The organism is Paraburkholderia sp. BR14374 (assembly GCF_040948685.1).
GTDB lineage: Bacteria > Pseudomonadota > Gammaproteobacteria > Burkholderiales > Burkholderiaceae > Paraburkholderia > Paraburkholderia youngii.
Genome location: NZ_JBFPKF010000002.1, coordinates 467,194 through 489,465, shown reverse-complemented (window position 1 = coordinate 489,465; position 22,272 = coordinate 467,194). Strand labels below are relative to the sequence as shown.

The following is a 22,272-nucleotide window of genomic DNA, read 5'->3' as shown; positions in this document are numbered from 1 at the left end:
CAGGCGGGAGGCGGCGTGATCAGGAACAACTCGTTCATCAAGGCGATGCGATGCCTCGCGAGGTCAAACGGCGATCCGGTTGCCGCCGTGGAACTCGCTCGCACGGACTACGGCGAAGGGCCGGTGGTCGGCCTGCTCCAGAAGGCGGTCATCATCGATACATCCGACCTCGGCGGCGATGCCGCGTGGCGCGCGTCGATCGCGGAATTCATGGCTGGCGTGGCCATCTACGACATCCTGCCGCGCATCGATGCGGTCTCGCCGCTGCACACCATCCCGCTGCGCACGCGCGTTCTGGTTCAGGACGAGGAGCCGGTCGCGGTCTGGGTGGATGAAGGCGAGCCGGTCGTGGTGAGCGGCGCGTCGTTCACGGAAACGAAGGTCGAGCCGCAGAAGGCATGCGGGCTGGTCATCGTGACGCGGGAAGTTGTTGCACTTGCAACCGACGCTGCCGAAACATCATTGACCCGCTCGCTGGAGCGCGCCGTCGCGAAGCTCACCAGTGCGGCGGCGTTCGCCGCGGCGCCGGTCGCGGGTGCGCCTGCATCACTGCTTGTCGATGCGGTCGAAGTGTCGTCGACCGGGGACGTGCGCGCTGACATGGCCGCGCTGACCGCAGCATTCGAAGGTGACATCGAGCGCGCGGTGCTGGTGATGTCATCAAACACCGCGATGTCTCTGTGCCTTCAGCCCTCGCTGGTTGGCAGCGCGGCCGGCCTGGGCGTAAAGGGCGGCGTCTTCTGCGGCCTGCCGGTCGTCGCATCGGGTTCGGTCGCTGACGATGTGGTGGCGCTGGTCGATGCGGGCGGCATCGCCTATGGCGACGGCGGCGTGCAACTCGACGTTGCCACGCAGGCGGATGTGACCATCGAAAATGTCACGCATAGCCTATGGCAGGAAAACCTAGTCGGCTATCTGGCTCGCCGCTTCGTGGCATGGCAGGCCGCGCCCGGCTCGATTGCATATGTCGCGAATGCGGACTGGCCCCCGGCATCCGCCGCAACGACACGTACGAAGCAGTGAGGCCGACATGAAAGTCGAAACCTATCAGCCGCGTCAATGCCATGCGGGCGAGTTCGTTCACGCGCAGTCCCTTGTGACGATCAATCGCGCCGTTGACGAAAGTCGCATCATCGAAGGCATCGCGTCAACGCCGGCGACGGACAGGTACGGCGACATCGTCGAACCGGAAGGCGCGGTTTTCCACACGCCATTGCCGCTGCTCGTCAATCACAACCCGGCCGAAACGGTTGGCCAGGTGCTGTTGGGTGCGGCGTCGGTCGCGGGCATCACCTTTCGCGCGCAGCTTGCGAAGATCGCCGAGCCGGGACCGCTGAAAGACCGCGTTGACGGCGCATGGCAGGCAATCAGGGCGGGTCTGCTCGCCCACGTATCAATCGGTTTCCGCGCGCTGAAAACAGAACAGATGCACGATGGCGGCATCCGCTACCTGTCGTGGGAATGGCTCGAACTGAGTTTGACGCCGCTTCCGGCCAATCCCAACGCGAGAATTGAAAACGTGCGCGGGCATCCGGCGGCCGAACTGATCGAACGCGAACTGCAACTGGACCGTGCGCGTAGGCCACACCGGGACTATTCGGCTACGCGCGTGGTGCGGCTCGACGACGAGGGATAGCCCCGGCGCACGTGGCGGGACTCAAAATATCCACGTGCATCTGCGAGTGTCGGTATGAGCCGTGCGGCGCGAACGCTGCACGGTTTTTTTCTGCCGCCGAGACTGCAATCCGTTGCAGGGACACGAGCGAGGCGGCGATCAGGGATAGCGGCGCGGCGACATTCTCACGGCTCGTTTCGGAGGTGGTCTCCGGTCTCGCTTTCTGGGTGGCCCGCCAGCCTGATCGCGAAACCCACCCGGCGCCATTGTCCCTGACGGCCGAGGGCCGCCGCACCTATGATCGCGAACGCAAGCGCCGTCCGCGTGCCCGCAGCGGCAGGCCGACATGAGCGCCGACCGGCATAATTCGACCGACTTTCGCCAGCCTGCGGCATAGCTGCTTTGAGAGCGTAATGCCGACCAATATGCTGGTGAATCGGGCACTTACCGCATGCTCTTCATGCGCCACGAAGCGCGCAATGAGCCGATTCGCGGCGTTGGCAGCCTTATTCGTGTTTACCAAAGAATCTTCCAGACCGGCAGCGCAGCCATCATACTTCGGCGAGTGTCGACAATTCTGTCCGGTTGCAGGCCCTGCTTTACAATAAGTGCTTTGCGGCGCTCTAGGAGCCGGCGTTCGCAGTCCTTCGATAATGAGAGGCAAAATGGCCGAATTAGCGTCACAACCAACGTCGATTCAAACCCTCTACGGCTGGTACAGAGAAAACAAGCTTTTTGTCAACCGGCGATATCAACGAAAGCTGGTCTGGACGCAACTCGAGAAACAGAAGCTCGTCGAGTCAATTCTAAAAAAGTATCCGATCCCTGCGATCTTGGTCGCAGAAAGGGAAGATGCCGCCGGAACATATGAGATCATTGACGGGCTTCAGCGGCTGCCCGCGATCGTATCGTTTATCGAGACCTCATTTCCTACTCTTGACGGCAAGCTGTTTGCGCTCGAGTTCTTCCCGACGGCGAAGAGCAGAGCTGATGAGGGCGCTTTCGTTCCAAACGTCAGTGACTCGCTACTTAGTCAGCGCGAGGTGACGACGCTGCTCGACTATTCGCTTGCCCTCTCCGTTATGCGAAACGCAAGCGAGGCGGAGGTGAATGATGTGTTCGGTCGAATCAACACATACGGACATCGACTGAGTGACCAAGAGCGTCGACAAGCTGGTGTCCAAAATGAGTTTTCCGACATGGTGCGTAGCATCGCGTGCACGATTCGCGGAGATGCTTCTGCTGACGTCCTAGGGTTGGCAGCAATGCCGTCGATCAGTATCGATCTACCGATGACCAAGCATGGCTACGAAGTCCAGGCAGATGAAGTCGTGTGGGTCACCGAAGGGATTTTGCGGTCCACAGACCTACGCGACAGCATGGACGAGCAATGCATTGCGGACATTGCCGCGTGCATTGTAGGGGGGCAGCTCATCGAGCGATCGAAGGATGCGTTGGACGACATTTTTACTGTTGGCAGCGACGAGAGCGATCGGATCCTCAATGCGCTCAACCTATACGGCGCAGACAAATTTTCAGAAGAGTTTAAGTACTGCTTCGACGAGATCCTGAAGATCTGCGCGGCCGACGGAAAGACGGACAAGCTCAGAGACATTGTCTTTACGAAGAATACGACAAACGCTTTCCCGTCTGTTTTCGCAATCTTGTTGATTTCGGTTCATGAGCTTGTTGTGCGCGAGCATAAGAAAGCTGCCGACTACTCGGGTCTTAAAAAGGCGATTGACAACGTCGACGGGAGGCTGTCAATCGGGAGAAAGGCTACGTCACCCGAAGAACGGCGTAAAAACATCGACACAGTAAAGGGGCTCATGCGGGACTTGTTCGTAGACGCCGACGTCGCTAAAGAGATTTATGGGAGCCACGCCACTACGGACATCGATGGGATTATCCGGCGTTCCGAGATTGAATTGGCAGGCTATGAACTCAAGCAAGGGATGCTTTCACTGGGGAAGGATAGAGCAGTCGATCAAAGCCTAGTTGAGAAGGTCATCAAGACCATTGCTACGATCGCCAACAACGGACCCGGTAGGACCGGGAAATTGATCATTGGCGTTACAGACAAGGACGCTGACGCGGCACGGGCAAAGGAACTCGACGCAATCGAGCCCAAACGCATCGGCAAGCGCTACGTTGTCGGGGTCAATCGCGAGGCGAAAGTCATGGGATTGTCCGTTGAAGAATATTTCGCGAAGTGGAAACACGCCATCAAGAACTCGGCCCTTTCTGACCACCTCAAGGACGCGGTGTTGTCGAGCATGGATTTCAACTCGTACTATGACTTGGGGGTGATAGTCATAACCGTGCCGCCGCAAAAAGAGCTGAGCTTCGTTGGCGAAGAACTCTACTGGCGCGATGGGGACGCGACTAAATTGGCGGACCAGCCAAAACAGATTGCAAACATGGCAAAGCGGTTTTTGGCATAGGTCGCCCGGGCCGGTGGTGTGTTCGCGGCCCGCTTGAGCAGAGCTGACGCTCGGGCGCCACCTAGAAATGAGGGCCAACGTCCGTGGACAGCCGATTGTTGTCCGCTTGAGATGGGTACCGCGCCGGGTACCGGGCGGGTGCGGGCCGGTTGGCCCCCGATTGCGGAAGTGCGCCGGTGGGAGAAAAACTTTTCCGACGGTTTCCGTCCGGTCCTCAAAAACTTTCGAAGTACCCCCCGGTGGGCGGTCCCGCCCGCGTCAAGCGGCGGCGCCAATCGGCACCGCCGGTCGCAGCGACGAAAAACGAAGGCGCCGCTCGGCGCCGTCGAGTTGAAACGGAACCCGGCCGTACGCGGGAGAAGATCGCTACGAAAACCGGCGCGTCGCCGCGCACGCGGTACATCTCGCCACAGCGGCGCCCGGCTTCCATGAACAGGCGCGTGGACACGCGATCCTGCCGAACCGCGAAAGACACGCGCAGGGGCCGCAGAACGGCCCGTGGTGACGCTGGCGCGTCGCGGACGTAGTCCACGACAGGCCGGGGCCGCCATCGTCCCCAGCGGATTTTAAAAAATTCGCCGGAAAACCATCAATTGAAAATACAGGCGGGGGTGCGCGCGGGGGTAGGCGCGGCAATTTTCATTGGAAACCACGATGGGCGTGGCTTTGCGGCTTACGGCTCACTTTGCAGCAGCAAAGAAAGTAGGTGCCGCCCCGCACAGGGGCAACGCTAATAGACCGATAACACAACAAGGAAAGGCCAAAGAAGCCAGAACAACGAAAAAAGCCCCATCCCGCACGGAGATAGATCACCCCTTCACCCGCTTCTCTTCAACATCCGGCAACAAAACAGTGAGCACCCCAATCAACGGCAAAAACGAACAAACCTTATAAACAAACCCAATACTCGTAGCGTCAGCCAGCTGCCCAAGCACCGCGGCGCCAACGCCGCCCAACCCAAACGCAAAACCAAAGAACAACCCGGCAACCATCCCCACCTTCCCAGGAATCAACTCCTGCGCATAAACAAGAATCGCCGAGAACGCGGAAGCAAGCACCACCCCGATCACAACAGTCAGCACCCCAGTCCAGAACAGATTCGCATACGGCAGCAGCAGCGTAAAAGGCGCGACGCCAAGTATCGACACCCAGATCACATACTTACGCCCGATCCTGTCGCCAATCGGCCCGCCGATCACCGTCCCCGCCGCGACCGCCGCGAGGAACACGAACAGATGAATCTGCGCGGCCTGCACCGACAGATGGAACTTGTCGATCAGATAGAACGTGAAATAGCTGTTGATGCTCGCGAGGTAGAAGTACTTGGAGAACACCAGCAGCACCAGCACGCTCATCGCGAGGATGATCTTGTTACGCGGCAGCGCCGCATGCGCCGCGTGGCCGCGCGCCTTCTTGACCGACGGATGCCGCTTGTACCAGCGGCCGATCTGCGTGAGCACGACGATCGCGACGAGCGCCGCCGCCGAGAACCACGCAATGCTGCGCTGGCCATGCGGAATCACGATCAGCGCGGCAAGCAGCGGCCCGAGCGACGAACCCGCATTGCCGCCGACCTGGAACAGCGACTGCGCGAGACCGTGACGGCCGCCCGAGGCCATCCGCGCGACCCGCGACGACTCCGGATGAAACACCGACGACCCGCAGCCGACCAGCGCCGCGGCGACCAGCAGCACGCTGAAATTCGGCGCAACCGACATCAGCAGCAGACCAGCAAGCGTGAAGCCCATGCCGACCGGCAGCGAGTACGGCTTCGGGTGCTTGTCGGTATAGCTGCCGACGAGCGGCTGCAGCAGCGATGCGGTGATCTGGTAGGTCAGCGTGATCAGACCGATCTGCCCGAACGACAACGAGAAGTTGTCCTTGAACATCGGGTAGATGGCGAGGATCAGCGACTGGATCATGTCGTTGAGCAGGTGCGAAAAGCTGATTGCACCGAGCACGGAATACACGGTGCGCTGCACCTTGGCGGCCGCCGGCACGGCGGCGGCCGGGGACGCGCTCGCCCCCGTGGCGGATTCACCGGCGAGGGCGCTGTTATCGAGGCTGGTTTCCATACGCGAGTAGAAGAAGATCAGGCAAATGTGAGAGAAAAAATCGGCGCTGGAACCGGTGCGGCAGCGCGCTTCGTAGGCGCGTTCCGCAAACCGCTGCGTCATTTGGTCGCGGCAACCGGCGTTTTGACTATTCAGCCGAAGTTTAATGTGGCCGGAGCGAATTGTAAGGACAAGTTTTGTCGCGAATCGGACATGGGGCCGGATGGCTTCGCTTTCGCTCACAACGGCGAATCGTCTGCTCTGCGCTGTCGAGGCTTTTGGCGGATTTTTGTCTGCGGTATAAAGCGCTCGCGAATGCGCGGCTCACGAAGCGGCGCGTCGAACATGGGACCGGGAACGGCCGGCGGGGCACGACCCGCCGTCGTCTGATCGGGCGACATTCAAGATCGCGCGGCAGGCTGCCGTAGACCCGGAGAGACAAGCGGGGACGCCGGAACCGACCTTTCCGGCGCGTCGACACGTGGGGGTTGGGGAGTATGGAAGCAGTGGCACACAGCGCAACGAAGTTCAACGGCCTGTCGGTAAAGGCGACGCTGCGGATCGCGTTCGCGATCCTGCTCGCCGGCACACTGCTGATCGGCGTGTTTTCGCTGCTGCAGATCGGCCGGCTGAACGCGTCCGCGCAATCGATCTACGATCAGGGCCACGTCGCGAGCCGCGCCGCCGAGGAAGCGCGCGGCCACATGCTGCGCGCGAGCCGCGCGCAAAAAATGCTGCTGACTGCAACCACCGCGAAGGAGCGCGACGAACTCGGCGCCGACATCGAGCGCGGCCTCGCCGGCCTGAACGAGCAACTGCGCACGCTGCAGCAGTATGTCGATCCGTCCGACGCGAAGGCGGTCGCCGCGCAGAACGCGTTCGCCGCGGCGATCGGGACCTGGAGCACCCATCTGCGCGACTTCGTCACGCTCGTGAAAGCGCAGCCGCTCGATCTGTCGCAGATGAACTGGCAGGTCGGCACGCAGGACGTGTCGCTGCTCGTCGAAACCGGCAAGCTCGAAAAGCTCGTCGACGAACTCGTCACCGAGCGCGGCACCGCCGCGAAGGCGACGATCGACGCGTCCGGCTTCATCTACCAGTCGTCGTTCGTGATGATCGCGGTGATGACGCTCGCACTGATCGTGCTCGCGTTCGGCATCGCCGCGTGGGTCGTGCGGCGGCTCACCGCGCAGCTCGGCGGCGAGCCCGCGTACGCGAAGGAAATCGCGCGCCGCATCGCCGCGGGCGATCTGTCGAACCGCATTGCGCTCGGCGGCAAGGACCGTTCGAGCATGCTGTTCGCGCTGTTCGACATGCAAAGCGGACTCGCGACGACGGTCGCCGACATCGCGTCGAGCGCTGATGCGATCGCGACCGCGTCCGGACAGATTTCGATGGGCAACCTGGACCTGTCGCAACGCACCGAGCAGCAGGCGCTCGCGCTCGAGCGCACCGCGAGCAGCATGGAACAGCTGACGTCGACGGTGCGTCAGAACGCCGACAACGCGAAGCAGGCGAGCACACTCGCGAACAACGCGTCGGAGATCGCCGAGCAGGGCGGCGCGGTCGTGAGCCGCGTGGTCGCGACGATGAACGACATCAACGACAGCGCGCACAGCATCGGCGACATCATCGGCGTGATCGAGGGAATCGCATTCCAGACCAACATCCTCGCGCTGAACGCGGCCGTCGAGGCGGCGCGCGCGGGCGAGGAGGGGCGCGGCTTTTCGGTGGTGGCGGCGGAAGTGCGCAATCTCGCCCAACGGAGTGCTGCGGCCGCGAAGGAGATCAAGGGCTTGATCCAGACGTCGGTCGAGCGCGTCGGCAACGGCTCGACGCTCGCCGCGGAAGCCGGTCAGACGATGGACGAAGTCGTCAAGGCCGTGAAGCGCGTGACCGACATCATCGGCGAGATTTCGGCGGCGTCGTCCGAGCAGAGCGCCGGTATCGAGGCGATCAATATCGCGGTCACGCAGATGGACGCGGGCACGCAGCAGAACGCGGCGCTGGTGGAGGAGGCCACCGCCGCGGCCCGCTCGCTCGATGATCAGGCGCGCGGTCTGAAGGCGATGGTGGGGCAGTTCCGGCTGTAAAAAGCGGCGCGGTGGGAGCCGGAACCCGTTCCCGGCCTCACGACCACCGTGCAGGTCGTGCCCGTCGCCGCCATCACATCGGCCGGCATCGAGTCGATCTTCACGCGCACAGGCACGCGTTGCGCGAGGCACTTCGGCCGGATCGCTGACGCGCACGAGCGGCAGCCTGGCTTTCTCGAAATAGCCATACACCCAGAACGAGTGACTATCGACGATCGCGAGCTTCGCGGCGCCGGCGGTCGCATAGTCGCAGCGGAACACCGCGAGGTTCATCGAAAGCCGATTTTGGGCGGTCGCCCATGTACGGACTGCCTGTCGCACGGTAATTATCTGACTGCTGCCAACCCCGGCAGCGACTTCAGATAGACCAACGACACACCTATGTCCCTGTCCGTATTTGAGATGCACTCCGTGGAGCTGTTCTGCCAGCGGCCACCGGGTGCCTGTTATGTCATCTGTGACGAATGGCACTATAAGGCGTGCCTTGGCAAGGCAGCAGACCGTCAGAAGGCCAAGGCAGAGACCCGGGAATTTCTTGAAATTGCCGAACTGAATCACAGGAAGTGGGAGGAGGACCGGGAACTGGGAGGGCGCATCCAGAAGAGTGGCTGGTTGTTTTTCCATAGCGCGCGGCAGCGTAACCCTGACACCGATGGCTGGTGGGTCATCGTTGCTCTTCTCGAAGAGGTTCGCCGCGGTAACCTGCTTGCCATTCGAGGTCCGCGTAATGGCCTGTTTCCGTCACCCCACAGCAGTACGCCGTTAAGGAATCCCATAGCGAGGACCGGCAGTCACCCGGACGGTGAACCCATTCGGTCCGTCCAGTATGATCCGGCCACCTGGCAAGCCCGGCTGAACGCTGCGCGCGCAGCCAGGGCGACACCGCCACACATCGAGATACCACAGGCACTGACCAAGGCGCAGCGGTGGCAGACCCGCAAGGCGCTGATTGCGACGGGCAATGCGGCCATGTCCGGGCGCGTGCGGGCGGCGGCTGAACGGCTCGCGCGCAACAATGTCGCGGTGGAGAAGGCCAGACTCTCCGATCATGTCTACGAGCCGTCCGGGCCGGTGCCCGAAGGGTGGGCGAACCGCAGCGGGGATAGGGAGTTTCTGGATCGGTATGGCTTGAAGCCAAAAGACCTGAAGATCAAGGGCTCGGACTTCAGGGCGCAGCTATACGAACCGGATGCGGCGGTCTTCGGTAACGATATGAAGCCCGCCCTCGCGTTCAAGGGAACCGAAATGACGAGTCTGGCCGACTGGTCGAACAACCTCAGCCAGAGCGTGGATATGGAATCGCCCTATTACAACAGAGCCGTCAATATAGGTAAGAATTTAGCCTTCTCAACAGAACCTATCGACATCACAGGTCACTCGCTGGGCGGTGGCCTGTGTTCGGCTGCATCCGTCGCCAGCGGCAAGGAATGCTGGAGCTTCAACGCCGCCGGTCTGCACCCGAAGACGGTCGAACACTACGGCGGCCAGGTCACGCGATCGAACATCAATGCCTACCATGTGAACGGCGACATTCTGACCGTGGTACAGACGTGGACGCCCCTGCCCGGTGCAGCCGGTACTCCCTATCCCCTGCATGGCAGCGGCTCGCCCGTGTCGCGGCACTTCATCACGCAGGCAATTGATGGCATCGAGCAGCAGAAGGCGGAGGACATCACCGTACTTGAAACACTGTCATAGCGAGGCTGAAAGCGATGAAAACACTCAGCCGAATCCTTATCGTGCCGGTGCTGTTACTGGCGCTATCTTCTGTGGTTCATGCAATGAAAAAATTTCCCGCCACTGATTTCTTTAGCGGCCCGCAACTCGAACTGGCGCAGGCCATCGAGCGCGGCGACATGGAGCAGGTCCGGCGACTGGCACCGAAGACGGATCTGAACACGCCCGGACGCAAGAACATGACGATGCTGTTTTTTGCGTTCCAGGAGGCATTGCAGCGCGACCCGCATCGGCTCGCGGTTGCGTCGGAGGTGGTGAAGGCCGGAGCCGATCCCTTGCAGGAAGTGCCGGATTTTGGTGACCCACTCGGAGTCATGCTCAACAGCTCTCACCCGGAATTCCTGCGTGCCATGCTGGACGGCGGTGTTGATCCAAATTTGATTTCAGAAGGCACCCCGATAATTTTTGATGTTGCAAAGGAGTCGACATCCGGCTCACTCAAGCTGCTGGTGGAGCATGGCGCGGATCTGAACCGGCGCGATTCGTTGCGTAATTCAGTGCTGTTTGAAGCATTAATGAACAATGCACTCGACCAGATCGACTACCTGCTCGATCACGGCGCGAATCCGTCCACTTACAACATCAACGGCGTATCGTTCCCATTCGCGCTTTCTCATGACATCAACAGAAACGCCTCCGCGCCTGATTCACCGGCATACAGGAAGCTGGTCGAAATCCGGGACCGCATCATCATGTTGGGCGTGAAATGGCCCCCGGAGACACCGGCGCAGATACGAGCTCGTTGGGGAGCCAATCCTCCGCGCCGGCTCGATGACAGCAAGCTTCCGCTGCCTTGACACAGCTTCACGCTGGCGAGAGGTTAGAAGTTCTTAACCGCCTCGCGCACGACAAGTCGGATAGGGCTGAAGGCGACGATGAGGCAGTTCCGCCTACAAAAACGATGCGGTCGTCAGCTCGCGTTGGCCGACGCGAAGTGGGAGTTGGACCCCGTCCCCGGCCGCACGACCACCGTGCAGGTCGTGCCCGCCGCCAGCATCACATCGGCCGGCACCGAGTCGATCTTCACACGCACCGGCACGCGCTGCGCAAGGCGCACCCAGTTGAAAGTCGGATTCACGTCCGCGAGCAACTCGTGGCTTTGCGGATTGTCGCGGTCGTAGATGCCGCGCGAGATGCTCTCCACATGGCCTTGCAGCGTGCCGCCGCTCATCAGCCGCACTTCGGCCTGATCGCCGATGCGCACGTGCGGCAGCTTGGTTTCCTCGAAATAGCCATACACCCAGAACGAATGACTATCGACGATCGCGAGCTTCGCGGCGCCGGCGGTCGCATAGTCGCCGCGGAACACCGAGAGGTTCGTCACGTAGCCATCGACCGGCGACACGACGCGCGTGCGCTCGAGGTTCAGCTTCGCGGCGTCGAGCGCGGCGAGCGCCTGCTGATAGGCGGCACCGGCGGCGGACGCGGTATGCGTCGCGTTTTCGCGGGCCTCCTTCGACACCACCTGCGAATCCATGTCGGCACGCCGCTGCGCGTCGTCGCGCCTCATCTGCAATTCGGCCTTGCGGGCGGCAACCGCGGCCTGCGCCTGCTCGACCGCGATCTGATAATGCGACGGATCGATCTGCATCAGCAGGTCGCCCTTCTTCACGAACTGGTTGTCCTTGACCGGCAGATCGACGATCGCGCCCGACACGTCCGGCGCAACGTTGACGATCTCGGCGCGTACGCGGCCGTCGCGCGTCCACGGTTCGTCCATGTAATGGACCCACAGCACGCGGCCAATCAGGATCGCGACGATGAAAATGACGGCTGTCGCGATGAAGCCCACAAGATTTCGGATGGTCATGTTTCGACTCTGATCAACGATAAACGGCGAGGCCGAGAAGGCCGCACACGGACACCAGCAAGCTCGCCCGGAACAGGGAGGGATGCCACACCACGCGATAGAGGCCCGTATAGGCGATCACGCGATCGAGTAGCCAGGTCAGCGCGGCGCCCGCGATGAACAGCAGCAGAATGGCCGGCACATAGGCATCGAGCACGGCGATATCACGCGGCATGAGGAGCTCCTTCTTCTGAGGTGTCCGCGCGCGCGCCGATCGCCGAGGCGAGCGGCGACTGCGGATCGAGCAGCGCGGTACGGATGAAATGCAATTGACTGAGGATGCGCAGCAGCTGATGGCGTTCTTCGCGCGATGGCGTGAAGCCAGCCATCAGCTGCTGCACTTGCGCGATCGCATCGGCAGTCGCCGCGAGCGCGCGTTCGAAGTGCCGCTCCCGCGGCCGCTCGAACAGCGCCGCGAGCGCATCGCGCAGCGCACGCAGTGCGACCCGCCAAGGTGCCGCCTTGTGGTAGCGCGCCTCGTTGGGCAGCGTCGCGATTTCGCGGCGCAGGTCGATCACCGCGTTGCCGACCTCCAGCACAGAAAACAGCCAGCGCAGCGTGTCGCGCTTCGTTTCGGGCTCGTTCTGCGACAGCGAGTTGATCTGGAACATCAGGTCGCGCGCGCCGCTCTCGAAGCGCGAGCGCACGCGCGCAAGACTCGCGCGGCCAGCCAGCACCACCTGGCGGCGCAGGTCGACGAGCAGGCGGTTGCGCAGCCACGGCGTGGACGGCGGCAGCAGCACCGCGAAAGCGATCGACGCCACCAGCATCGACAGCACCAGCGCGAGCGCGTCGTTCATGAACGAGCTCGGGTCGTAGTGAATCACGTTGTCGGGGCCGGCGAGGAAGCAGAAGAAGATGCAATAGCCGACGCCGTAGCCCGCGAGCTTCGCACGCGTGGTCATGAACACTCCGAGCAGCAGGAACGGCGTGAGCGCGACACACAGCATCACGAAGCCGTCGATGTGCGGATACACGCCGAACACCGCGGTCATGCCCATCAGCGTCGCGAGCACCGTGCCGCCGGCCATCTGGAACGCGGTGCGCTTCGGGTTCGGCGACGACGACGCGAGCGCGCACACGGCCGCCGCGTCCAGTGTCAGCGTCGAGCCGCTCGGCCACGCGGTCGCGATCCAGAACGCGCCGAGCACCAGCATCACGATGGCCGCGCGCAGGCCCGCGACGCCGGCCGCGATCGCGTTGGTTTTCGGTTCGTAGCGCTCGATCCAGCGTTCGCGCGCGTGCGTGTCGACCGCGAGCGACGCGTAGGTCGCCGCGTACGCGTGCAGGTCGTCGATGAACCGGTACAGCAGTTCGGCGCCCGTGTCGAAATCGAGCAACGGCGCGTCGGGATGCGTTTCGAGCTCGTCGCGCGTCGCGCGCACGCGTTTCGGCAATTCGCTCCTGTAGGTGTCGAGCTGCGCCGCGGCGTGCGCGGCGTCGACCGCGCTCAGCACCGGCTCGCCCGACTTCGCGAGCAACGGCGCGATCTCCTTGAAGTACGGCTCGAGCGCGTCGATCGCAATCGACGCGCCGTGCGTGCGGTTCTTGCGCAGACGGTTCATCAGCTGATGCAGCGCGTGAAAGCGCGTCGACGCGGTCATGAACTCGCTGTTCAGACGCGCGAGGCGTCCGCCGCGCATCCGCGAATCGGGACCTTCGAACATCGCCATGCTGCGCGCCGCCTCGAAACCGACGATGTCGGCGACGAAGCGCGCATTGGTCGCCTCGATCTGCGCGCGGTCGTTGCGGCCGGCCAGCGACGCCGACACGTATTCGACGAAGGCCGAGAAGCGCGCGCGCACGGTGCTGCGCATCTGCTGGCCGGCGAATTGCGGAAACACGAGGCCGCTTACCGCGCCCGCGCAGATGATGCCGATCACGACTTCGGCGACCCGCGTGAGCGCGCTGAGGAACGCGCCATCCGGATGCTGCCAGGTCGGGATGCCGATCAGCGCGGCCGTGTAGCCGGCCAGCACGAAGCCGTACGAACGGAAGTTGCGATTGCGCGCGGCGCCGGCGGTGCAGATGCCGACCCAGATCGCGGTCGTGATCAGAAACAGCTCCGGCTGCTGCGCGAACAGGCCGATCAGCGCGAGCATCACGACCAGACCGACCAGCGTCCCGCAGATCCGGTAGAAGCTCTTCGCGAACACGGCGCCGCTTTGCGGCTGCATCACGATGAACACGGTGGTCATCGCGGTGCGCGGCTGCGGCAGATCGAGTTTCATCGCGATGCCGAGCGCGAGGAAACACGCGGCGAGCGATTTGAACAGGTACATCCACACGAGGCCGTCGGTGCGCGCCCAGTGGGCGGCGGCATCGTAGAATGCGGCGAACGACGCGGGGCGCGCGGTCGACGGGGAGGGCGACGAGGACATGGCCTTTGTTACTCGGACGCGGGCGCGCTCGGGGCGCGCGAGACGGTGGTGGCGGTGGTGACTACATTTGTGCTGGCGTTGGCATGCGGATCGGCCTTTGCCTTCGCCGCGCCGCTATCCGCCGAGCCGCTTCTGCCTTCGTTGCTGCCCTTGCCATGCGCAGGCAACGTTTCGTTATCCCGCGGACCGTTGGCCGGATCGTCGAGACCGCCGCCGAGCGCCGTCATCAGCGACGCATGCGCGCCAAGACGCTCGGCCTGCACCTTGGCGACGCCTTCCTGCGCACGCAGCAACTGGTTTTGCGCGACCAGCACGTTCAGATAGTCGGTCAAGCCGCGCCGGAAACCCTCGCGCGACAGATCGTAGTTCCTGCGCGCGGCAGCGACTGAGCGGTCGGCGTCGTCGGCCTGGGTGGTCAGAGAACGGATGCGGATCACCTGGTCGGAAATGTCCTTCAGCGCGGTGACGATCGACTGGTTGTAGCGCTCGACCGCTTCGTCGTAGCCCGCCGACGCGGCGCCGAGCTGCGAGCGCAGCCGGCCGCCGTCGAAGATCGGCAGCGTCAGCGCGGGGCCCACGCTCCAGCTATGCGACGGACTCTTCAGGAACTGGAACAGCGGCCCCATCGCCGCATAGCCGCCGATCGACGCGAGCAGGTTGATGTCCGGATAGAACCCGGCCTTGGCGACGTCGATGCCGCGCGCCTGTGCGGCGACCGTCCAGCGCGCCGCGACCACGTCGGGGCGGTGGCCGATCAGATCCGCGGGCAGGGCAGCCGGCAAACCGGCGGGCGCGGCGAGCGACAACGTCGGGCGCTGGATCGCGTCGCCGGCGCCTGGACCCTTGCCCGCGAGCGCGGCCAACTGATTGCGGCCGAGCGCGATCTTTTCCTCGATCGCGTCGATCTGGCGCTCGTACTCGGGCATCGGCGTTTCGGCCTGGCTCACTTCGAGCTGCGTGCCGATGCCGCCCTTCAGGCGCCGGTTCGCGAGGTCGACGATTTGCTGCTGTTGTTGCAGCGTGGCCTTCGCGATATCGAGCAGCGCGTAGTTCAGCGACATTTCGATATAGGTGCGCACGACGTTCGCTTGCAGTTCAAGCTGCGCGGCGCGCGCGTCGGCGGCACTCGCGTGTGCGAGGTCGAGCGCGCGCTCGGCGGCGTTCTTGTCCTTGCCCCAGAAGTCGAGGTGATAGGCGAGGGCGAGGGTGCCGGTGTTGTTCCACGACTGCTCGCCGGCGAGCGGCCCCGGCCCGTAGAACACGTTGTCGGGCCATTGTTCGCGCTGGATCGACAGGCTGCCGTTGACTTGCGGCGCGAGCGCCGCGCGCGCGATACCGGCCATCGACGCCGCCTCGCGCACGCGCGCCTGGGCGACCGCGAGACTCGGATTGCCGGCCTGTGCGTCCGCGATCCACCGGTTCAGCTGCGGATCGTCATAGGCGCGCCACCAGTCGGCGGCGGGCCACTGCGCGTCGGCGTTGGCGGCGCGAATCGCGTTGCCGGCGTCGAGCGATGCAGGATTGATCGTGCGCGATTGCGGCGCCACGCCCCCGGTACTTGCGCATCCGGCGATTGTTAATAGGATCGTAAGAACCGAGGCTGCGGCGATCCCTTTGCGTACCGGAGACTGCACGATTTCCTCCAAATTTGACTATAGAACCCTGTGCGCAATTATATTTTTCGATCAATTGCGGAATAACCGGTAAAGATGCAAGGCATTTTTACGAGACATGAGATAATGGCCATTGCTGATCGTGTAACAATCGCTGCCGATTTTTCACAACTGTGTTGCATGGGATCGGAGCAAGGGCTAGAGCGCAAACTCCCGTCGACAGAGGATAGGTATGGACACGCTTCAAAACATGCGCGTATTCGTCCGCGTCGTCGAAGCGGGCAGCTTCACGGGCGCCGCGCAACATCTGAATACGACGACGGCCTACGCGTCGCGCGCGGTTTCCGATCTGGAAGCGCATCTGCGCACGCGGCTGTTGAACCGGACCACGCGCCGCATCGCGCTGACCGAGGCGGGCGAGCGTTATCTGCAGCGCTGCGAGCAGATCCTCGCGTACGTGGATCAGGCGGAGGCCGAGGCGAGCGACGCGCACGCGCGCCCGTCCGGCAAGCTGAAGGTTCACGCGATGACGAGCTTCGGCCAGCACTACGTGGTGCCGGCCGTGAGCCGTTACCAGCAGCGCTACCCGGACGTGCATGTCGAACTGACGCTCGCGCAGCGCATGCCGGATCTGCTCGACGAAGGCTTCGACGTGTCGCTGACGCTCGCCACCGTCCTGCCGGACTCGGGGCTCGTGTCGCAGCGCATTGGTAGCGCGTTCAGCATTGCGTGCGCGTCGCCTGCCTATCTCGAGCGGCGCGGCGTGCCGCAAACACCCGCGGACCTCGCGCAGCACACCTGCCTGCAGATGGTGACGCCGGTGTACCCGCCCGACAAATGGACCTTCGACGGCCCGAACGGCGAGGAAGTCGTGTCGCTCGGCTCGGCGACGTTCCAGGTGAACGTGGCCGAGGCGATGGTCGTGGCTGTCGCCCAAGGCATGGGCATCGCGCTGATTCCGATCTACTCGGCGATCAGTGGTTTGCGCAGCGGTGAACTGGTGTGGCTGCTGCCCGAGTACACGTCGCAGCAGATGAATCTGTATGCGCTGTATCCGTCGCGGCAGTATCTCGATGCGAAGATCCGCACATGGGTCGAATTCCTGCGCGACGAGTTGCCCTCGACGCTGGCGGCGGATCAGGAAGAATTGCGGCAGTTCGCGCGAACCTGAACGGTCTGCTCGTCAAGCGTCGACGTTCGAGGGACGCGCGGCGTGACAGCCTGTTACACACGCGCCGCGTCGCAACATTTCTTTACTTCTGCCGCGCAGTCGATTTGTTAACGTGTCGTTCACGCGTCGCCGCTCTGGCCGGACGCGCTGGATTCGCCGCCGTTCGGCACCTCGCAACCACTGAAGGACGACACATCCATGGATACGCACCTGATGATCGGCTTGGCCGTCATGTTCGGATTGATCGGCGTCGCCGCGTCGCGCGATTTGCTGCGCCGCATGCGTGTACAGCAGCCGCGGCTCGTGCCGGTCGAAGTCGAGTCACAGGATGCGCCGCGGCGAGAGCGGTGAGCGGGCCCGCTAGAACCAGCTAGATCTCGACGACCTTGTCCCACGCAAACAGCGGATTTTCCCACTCGCGCGTGCGCCGGTCGAAATAGCCGCGCGGATTGCACACCACACGCGTGCCGTCCACCACATAGTCGAACGACGTATGCGTGTGGCCGTGAATCCACAACGCGACAGGCGCGCGCACGAGTTCCGGCAGGTGATTGACGAAGCCCGCCGACACGCGGTCATCGGCAAAGCGCTCGGCGAGACTCAGCCGATGCGGCGCATGGTGCGTGACCACGATCGTTTGGCCGGCGAATGGTTTGGTCAGCTCGCTTTCGAGCCACGCGCGCGCATGCTGGTGCAGCGCGAGCGAATCGGCCGGCGTGAAGTCGCGCGCGGCATCCCGCGGGTCGTGCGGCCAGTTCATCTGGATCAGCCCGCGATAATCGAGCATGACGCGCCGCGCGGCGACGATCGATTCCTCGATTGCTTCGGGCGTCGCGCCGTACAGCGCAAAGTCGGTCCACAGCGTCGTGCCGAGCACGCGCCAGCGCCCCTGGCTATCGACGAGCGTGGCGTTGTTCAGCACGTGCACGTTATCGACCTGTGCGGCCGCGTCGAGCGTCGCGCTCTCCAGCGCGCCGAACTCGCCGTCGTAATACTCGTGATTGCCCGGTACGTAGACGACCGGCACCGTGTCGTCGAACGCCTGCGCGGCCCAGCGCGGGCCGGCCGCGTGGTTGTGAATGTCGCCCGCCAGCACGACCAGATCCGCCTGCGCATGCGGGATCAGCTCAGGCTCGTCGTTTTCCAGATGCAGATCGGACAGCACGCGAATCTTCACGGACGCGACTCCTGCGAAACGCCGCCGCGCCGGATCGCGGTGGCTTCAAACATTAGCGTAGCACCTTGCCCGGATTCATCAGGTTCAGCGGATCGAGCGCCTGCTTGATCGCGCGCATCATCCGCACCTCGACGTCCTGTTTGTAGTGCGCGGCTTCGTCGATCTTCAGCTGGCCAAGTCCGTGTTCCGCGCTGATGCTGCCGCGGTGCGCATTCACGCTGTCGTAGACGATCCGGTTGATCGGGCTCTGGTACTGGCGCAGAAACGCCTTCGCATCGACGCCCTCGGGCGCCTGCACGTTGTAGTGCAGATTGCCGTCGCCGAGATGGCCGAACGTGACCATGCGCGCGCCCGGCGCGGCTTGCGCGATCGCGACATCGGTCGCTTCGATGAAGTGGCCGATGCGTGAGATCGGCACCGCGATGTCGTGCTTGATGTTCAGGCCTTCCTCGGCCTGCGCGAGCGGAATGTGCTCGCGCAGATTCCAGAACGCGCGCGACTGCGCGAGGTTTTCCGCGACCACGGCGTCTTCGACGAGACCCTGTTCGAGCGCGGTTTCCATCAGCCCCTCGAACAGCCTGCGCGCGTGCTCTTCGCTTTCGCTGTCCGAAAGTTCGAGCAGCACGATTTGCGCATGCGGTTCGGCGAACGGATAGCGCATCTGTTCGAAATGCCGGCCAACGAGGCGCAGGCAGAAATCCGACATCAGTTCGAAGCCGGTCAGGAGCGGCCCGGCGACGCGTTGCGTGAGCGCGAGAAAATCGAGCGCCGCATGCGGCGATGCGAGCGCGGCGAGCGCGGTCACGCGCGCGGCCGGCTGCGGATGCAGCTTCATCACCGCCGCGGTGATCAGGCCGAGCGTGCCTTCCGCGCCGATGAACAGGTCGCGCAGATCGTAGCCGGTGTTGTCCTTGCGCAGCCCGCGCAGGCCGTCCCACAGTTCGCCTTGCGGCGTCACCACTTCGAGGCCGAGGCACAGCTCGCGCGTGGTGCCATAGCGCAGCACGCCGGTGCCGCCCGCGTTGGTCGACAGATTGCCGCCGATCGTGCAGCTGCCTTCGGCGGCGAGGCTCAGCGCAAACAGACGCCCGGCCGCTTCGGCGTGCTTCTGCACGTCGGCGAGGATCACGCCGGCTTCGACGGTGATCGTGTTGTTGTGCGGATCGATGTCGCGCACGCGATTCAGGCGGCGCAGGCTGATGACCACCTGCGCGCCGCTGGCGTCAGGTGTCGCGCCGCCTGCGAGGCCGGTGTTGCCGCCCTGCGGCACCAGCGCGACGCGATGTTCGACCGCGAGCCTGACGAGCGCGGCGGCTTGCGCGGACGTGGCCGGGCACAGCACCGCGCAGGCCGCGCCGGTGTAGCGGCGGCGCCAGTCGGTCAGAAAGGGAGCGGTGTCGTGCGGATCGGTCAGGACGTGAGCCGCGCCGATGGCGTCGCGGCAGGCGGCGAGAAAAGCGGTGTGGTTCATGTGGATCGGTTGACGGTTTTGAAGCTTGGACGTCAGGGGGGGCGGAGTTGGTTCGCCGGTGGTTTGCTTTGCAGCCTGCTTTGCGGCTTGCTTCGCGGCTTGCTTTGCAGCCTGCTTCGCGGCTCGTTTCGCCGCGCGCTTGAACGGCCCGACATACGCGAGCGCGCAGGCGAAGAAGACCACGGCGAGCGCCGCTTGCAGCCAGCCGAGCCGCGCGCCCAAGCCATGATCGCTCCAGCCGCGCACGACGCCTTCGGCGAAATACAGCAAGATCAGCATCGGCGCCCATTGCATCGTATAGAGCCGACGTCGCCACACGCCGGGCAACGCGGAGAGCAACGGCAACGCCTTCAGCACGAGCAGCGAGCCGCCGGGCCGCAATGGCGCGAGCCACCATTCCCATGCGACTGCCAGCACGATCATCGCGACCAGTGTGAAAGCGGCGACGAGCGCGGCGGCGGCTTTGGGCTGCGCGGGTACAACGGTTGCGGCTGCCGACGTGCTTGCGAATTCCGCGCCGCTGGCGTCCCGACGGACGTCGTCGCGTTCGGTTGGTTGCGGATGCGGGTCGTTCACGGCTGCGCGCTCACGGCCGTTCGGACATCGACGCCGCCGTGCGCGCAACGCGCGCACCCAGCGCAATGGCCAGCGTCCGTTCGTCGGCGGAGATGCCCTGGCCGGCCGTGCCCGCGCGCGCGAAATGCGACGCGCCGTACGGCGTACCGCCGGTTTGCGTGGTGGTCAGCGTGCTCTCCGTGTACGGAATGCCGACGATCAGCATGCCGTGATGAAGCAGTGGCAGCATCATCGACAGCAGCGTGGATTCCTGGCCGCCGTGCAGGCTGCCGGTCGACGTGAACACGCAGGCCGGCTTGCCCGACAGCGCGCCGGATAGCCACTGCGGCGTGGTGCCGTCGAGAAAGTATTTGAGCGCGGCCGCCATGTTGCCGAAGCGGGTCGGTGAGCCGAGCGCGAGGCCCGCGCATTCTTCGAGGTCACGCAGCTCGACGTATGGTGGTCCTTCGGCGGGGATGTCCGGCTCGCTCGCCTCGCAGACCGTGGAAACCGCCGGTACGGTGCGCACGCGCGCCTGCATGCCGGGGACGCTGTCGACGCCGTGCGCGATCGCCAGCGCGAGCTCGCGCGTGGCGCCGTGACGGCTGTAATAGAGCACGAGAATGTCTTTCATAGGCCTCATCATTGAACGGGTATTATAGGGGTTCGGTCCGTTGCACAGGCCATTCATAGCCGTTCGGCCAGCAGGTTCGGCCAAACGCCGCAAGGGGTTCCCGCAGTCCCGTTCTGACGGTTCAGCAAGCAAGGAGGCAGGTTTGTTGGTTAGGGTGCGTTTCGATCTCGACACGCTCAAACGGCTCGCGCAATTCGCCGCGCAACGCATCGGCGAGGACCGGATTCCGCAGGTCGCGGGCAGCCTGACGTTCACCACGATGCTCGCGCTCGTGCCGCTCGCCACCGTCGCGTTTGCGCTGTTCACCGCGTTTCCGATCTTCAGCTCGTTCCAGGCGTCGCTGCAGTTTTTTCTCGCCGATCATCTGATGCCCGCGCAACTGAACGATCAGATCTTCAAATATCTGAACCAGTTCGCGTCGAAGGCCAAAGGGCTGACCACGATCGGCATGATCATCCTGTTCGTCACCGCGGTGATGACGATGATGACCGTCGAGTCCGCGTTCAACGTGATCTGGCGCGTGCGCAAGGCGCGGCCCGTCGCGCAGCGCATCCTCGTGTACTGGGCGATCATCACGCTCGGTCCGATCCTGATCGGCGTGAGCCTGTCCATCTCGTCGTACCTGTTCACGCAATCGATGTCGTTTAGCGCCGCGCAGCGCATCACACCGCTGATCGAATGGGCGCTCGCGAGCGCCACGCTGCCGTTCACGATGCTCGCGTTCACGATTCTTTACGTTTATTTGCCGAACTGCCGTGTCGAATGGCGCGACGCGGTGGTCGGCGGCGTGATCGCCGCGGTCGCGTTCGAGCTCGCCAAGCGCGGTTTCGGCTACTACGTGCGCCGTATTCCAACATATACGGCGGTGTACGGCGCGTTCGCCGCGGTGCCGCTGTTCCTGGTGTGGATGTATCTCTGCTGGTTCATCACGCTGACCGGAGCGATGATCGCATCGGCGTTGCCGGCGATCCGCATCGGTCAGTTTCACCGCCCGGTGTTCTATGGCAGCAATCTGTTCGATTCGCTCGAATTGCTCGCGCGGCTGTGCGAAGCGCGTGAGGGCGGCAGACGTGGCTACACGATGCCCGAGCTTGCGCGCATGCTTCGCCGCGACAAGGATACGACGCTGATGCTGTTGCAGCGTCTCGAGGAGATCGAATGGATCGCGCGGCTGGAGGAGGACCATACCGGCCCGCACTACGTGCTGCTCGCGAACCCGGCGCAGGTGACCGTGCAGCGGCTGTACGACCTGTTCGTGATCGACCGCGCGGAGCTTACGTATCAGCTCGAACTCGACTCCACGCGGGTTGACGGCGGTATGCTGCTCGCCGCGCTCGACAACGACCAGCTGAAGGTGACGCTCGCCGCGCTCCTTGCCTCGCGCGCGGCGGCAAGGGCAGCGCGACCCGGAAACGAGCGCGCGGCGGCTTCGATGCCGCACCAGGCGGCGTGACAGGGCGGCTCGACTTCGAGCCGCG

At 63.8% G+C, this 22,272-nt stretch carries 17 protein-coding genes and 2 pseudogenes; 9 read left to right on the top strand and 10 right to left on the bottom strand.

Translation table 11 applies throughout. The features are described 5' to 3' along the window. Nucleotides 1-15 precede the first annotated feature (15 nt). From AB3X86_RS06130 to AB3X86_RS06120, 3 genes are all read left to right on the top strand, one after another. Nucleotides 16-1,023 (top strand): phage major capsid protein, encoded by a 1,008-nt coding sequence (locus AB3X86_RS06130; protein ID WP_368595272.1) that lies wholly within the window; start codon nucleotides 16-18, stop codon nucleotides 1,021-1,023. Between the two features lie 7 nt (nucleotides 1,024-1,030). Next, nucleotides 1,031-1,636, top strand: coding sequence for an HK97 family phage prohead protease (locus AB3X86_RS06125; RefSeq protein WP_368595271.1), 606 nt, complete (start codon nucleotides 1,031-1,033; stop codon nucleotides 1,634-1,636). Between the two features lie 644 nt (nucleotides 1,637-2,280). Beyond that, nucleotides 2,281-4,059, top strand: coding sequence for a DUF262 domain-containing protein (locus AB3X86_RS06120; RefSeq protein ID WP_368595270.1), 1,779 nt, complete (start codon nucleotides 2,281-2,283; stop codon nucleotides 4,057-4,059). Between the two features lie 809 nt (nucleotides 4,060-4,868). Here AB3X86_RS06120 and AB3X86_RS06115 read toward each other — a convergent pair. Continuing rightward, a complete protein-coding gene (locus AB3X86_RS06115; protein ID WP_368595408.1) occupies nucleotides 4,869-6,134 on the bottom strand; it encodes an MFS transporter in 1,266 nt (421 codons plus the stop codon). Between the two features lie 476 nt (nucleotides 6,135-6,610). Between AB3X86_RS06115 and AB3X86_RS06110 the strand changes: the two genes are divergently transcribed. Next, complete coding sequence (locus AB3X86_RS06110; RefSeq protein ID WP_368595269.1) at nucleotides 6,611-8,206, top strand: methyl-accepting chemotaxis protein; 1,596 nt, start codon at nucleotides 6,611-6,613, stop codon at nucleotides 8,204-8,206. On the opposite strand, the pseudogene AB3X86_RS06105 reads toward AB3X86_RS06110, so the two are convergent. Then, nucleotides 8,161-8,476: pseudogene (locus AB3X86_RS06105) on the bottom strand (hypothetical protein); the annotation flags it as partial. The gene AB3X86_RS06110 and the pseudogene AB3X86_RS06105 overlap by 46 nt on opposite strands. A gap of 111 nt (nucleotides 8,477-8,587) precedes the next feature. Between AB3X86_RS06105 and AB3X86_RS06100 the strand changes: the two are divergent. Further along, entirely contained in the window at nucleotides 8,588-9,904 is a 1,317-nt protein-coding gene (locus AB3X86_RS06100; RefSeq protein ID WP_368595268.1) for a hypothetical protein, read from the top strand. Between the two features lie 14 nt (nucleotides 9,905-9,918). Then, nucleotides 9,919-10,740, top strand: a complete 822-nt coding sequence (locus AB3X86_RS06095) for an ankyrin repeat domain-containing protein (protein ID WP_368595267.1) — start codon at nucleotides 9,919-9,921, stop codon at nucleotides 10,738-10,740. A 113-nt stretch (nucleotides 10,741-10,853) separates the two neighbouring features. On the opposite strand, the gene AB3X86_RS06090 is transcribed toward AB3X86_RS06095, so the two are convergent. From AB3X86_RS06090 to AB3X86_RS06075, 4 genes are read right to left on the bottom strand one after another with little or no spacing between them, the layout of a single operon-like run. Continuing rightward, nucleotides 10,854-11,753 (bottom strand): efflux RND transporter periplasmic adaptor subunit, encoded by a 900-nt coding sequence (locus AB3X86_RS06090; RefSeq protein WP_368595266.1) that lies wholly within the window; start codon nucleotides 11,751-11,753, stop codon nucleotides 10,854-10,856. A gap of 13 nt (nucleotides 11,754-11,766) precedes the next feature. Beyond that, nucleotides 11,767-11,967 (bottom strand): DUF1656 domain-containing protein, encoded by a 201-nt coding sequence (locus tag AB3X86_RS06085; protein ID WP_013089944.1) that lies wholly within the window; start codon nucleotides 11,965-11,967, stop codon nucleotides 11,767-11,769. Beyond that, nucleotides 11,957-14,173, bottom strand: a complete 2,217-nt coding sequence (locus AB3X86_RS06080; RefSeq protein WP_368595265.1) for an FUSC family protein — start codon at nucleotides 14,171-14,173, stop codon at nucleotides 11,957-11,959. The genes AB3X86_RS06085 and AB3X86_RS06080 overlap by 11 nt, the downstream gene beginning before the upstream one ends. A gap of 8 nt (nucleotides 14,174-14,181) precedes the next feature. Further along, nucleotides 14,182-15,807 carry an efflux transporter outer membrane subunit gene (locus AB3X86_RS06075; protein ID WP_368595264.1) on the bottom strand — a complete coding sequence of 542 codons (1,626 nt, stop codon included), beginning with the start codon at nucleotides 15,805-15,807 and terminating at the stop codon, nucleotides 14,182-14,184. A gap of 211 nt (nucleotides 15,808-16,018) precedes the next feature. On the opposite strand from AB3X86_RS06075, the gene AB3X86_RS06070 reads away from it, so the two are divergent. Both AB3X86_RS06070 and AB3X86_RS06065 read left to right on the top strand, forming a co-directional pair. Beyond that, entirely contained in the window at nucleotides 16,019-16,957 is a 939-nt protein-coding gene (locus AB3X86_RS06070) for a LysR family transcriptional regulator (protein WP_176108063.1), read from the top strand. 198 nt (nucleotides 16,958-17,155) lie between these two features. After that, the gene (locus AB3X86_RS06065; protein ID WP_013089940.1) at nucleotides 17,156-17,308 is read left to right on the top strand and encodes a hypothetical protein; all 153 of its coding nucleotides are present in this window, start codon (nucleotides 17,156-17,158) and stop codon (nucleotides 17,306-17,308) included. Between the two features lie 19 nt (nucleotides 17,309-17,327). Here AB3X86_RS06065 and AB3X86_RS06060 read toward each other — a convergent pair whose 3' ends face one another. The 4 genes and pseudogenes from AB3X86_RS06060 to wrbA all read right to left on the bottom strand — a co-directional run bounded on the left by AB3X86_RS06060 (nucleotide 17,328) and on the right by wrbA (nucleotide 20,794). Further along, nucleotides 17,328-18,134 (bottom strand): metallophosphoesterase, encoded by an 807-nt coding sequence (locus AB3X86_RS06060; protein WP_176366037.1) that lies wholly within the window; start codon nucleotides 18,132-18,134, stop codon nucleotides 17,328-17,330. 52 nt (nucleotides 18,135-18,186) lie between these two features. Then, nucleotides 18,187-19,605, bottom strand: coding sequence for an FAD-binding oxidoreductase (locus AB3X86_RS06055; RefSeq protein ID WP_368595407.1), 1,419 nt, complete (start codon nucleotides 19,603-19,605; stop codon nucleotides 18,187-18,189). A 210-nt stretch (nucleotides 19,606-19,815) separates the two neighbouring features. Further along, nucleotides 19,816-20,028, bottom strand: a pseudogene (locus AB3X86_RS06050) (DUF2069 domain-containing protein); the annotation flags it as partial. Between the two features lie 163 nt (nucleotides 20,029-20,191). Next, nucleotides 20,192-20,794, bottom strand: coding sequence for an NAD(P)H:quinone oxidoreductase (wrbA, locus tag AB3X86_RS06045; protein ID WP_176124018.1), 603 nt, complete (start codon nucleotides 20,792-20,794; stop codon nucleotides 20,192-20,194). A 142-nt stretch (nucleotides 20,795-20,936) separates the two neighbouring features. On the opposite strand from wrbA, the gene AB3X86_RS06040 reads away from it, so the two are divergent. Beyond that, nucleotides 20,937-22,247, top strand: a complete 1,311-nt coding sequence (locus tag AB3X86_RS06040; protein ID WP_176108069.1) for a YihY family inner membrane protein — start codon at nucleotides 20,937-20,939, stop codon at nucleotides 22,245-22,247. The last annotated feature ends 25 nt before the right edge of the window (nucleotides 22,248-22,272 follow it).